The organism is Aquabacterium sp. A08, from assembly GCF_011742065.1.
In genome coordinates, this window is the sequence record NZ_JAAQQT010000247.1 from 1 (window position 1) to 551 (window position 551).

Consider the following 551-nt stretch of genomic DNA (forward strand, 5'->3'; position numbering starts at 1 on the left):
TTTTCCACCGCGCAAAAGCTGGACAAGCTGGGCATGCGCGGCAGCCACACCGGCGAGATGGTGTTCCAGAACGTGGAGGTGCCCGAGGCGAACATCCTGGGCGGCCTGAACCAGGGCGCCAAGGTGCTGATGAGCGGCCTGGACTACGAGCGCGCCGTGCTGGCGGCCGGCCCCATCGGCATCATGCAGGCGGTGATGGACAACGTCATCCCCTACATCCACGACCGCAAGCAGTTCGGCCAGAGCATTGGCGAGTTCCAGCTGGTGCAGGGCAAGGTGGCCGACATGTACACCGTGCTGCAGGCCGGTCGCGCCTTTTGCTACCAGATTGGCAAAAACCTGGACATGCTGGGCGCCCAGCACGTGCGCCAGGTGCGCAAGGACTGCGCCAGCGTCATTTTGTGGTGCGCCGAGCAGGCGACCAAGATGGCGGGCGACGGCATCCAGCTGTTCGGGGGCAACGGCTACATCAACGAATACCCGCTGGGCCGCCTGTGGCGCGACGCCAAGCTGTACGAGATTGGCGCGGGCACCAGCGAAATCCGCCGCAT

1 protein-coding gene is annotated in these 551 nt (G+C 65.2%); it reads left to right on the forward strand.

Annotation, left to right across the window (positions count from 1 at the left end; translation table 11 throughout):
• Window positions 1–551 (forward strand): acyl-CoA dehydrogenase family protein (locus HA630_RS01390; protein WP_256368603.1); only part of this gene is annotated, 551 nt, incomplete at both ends.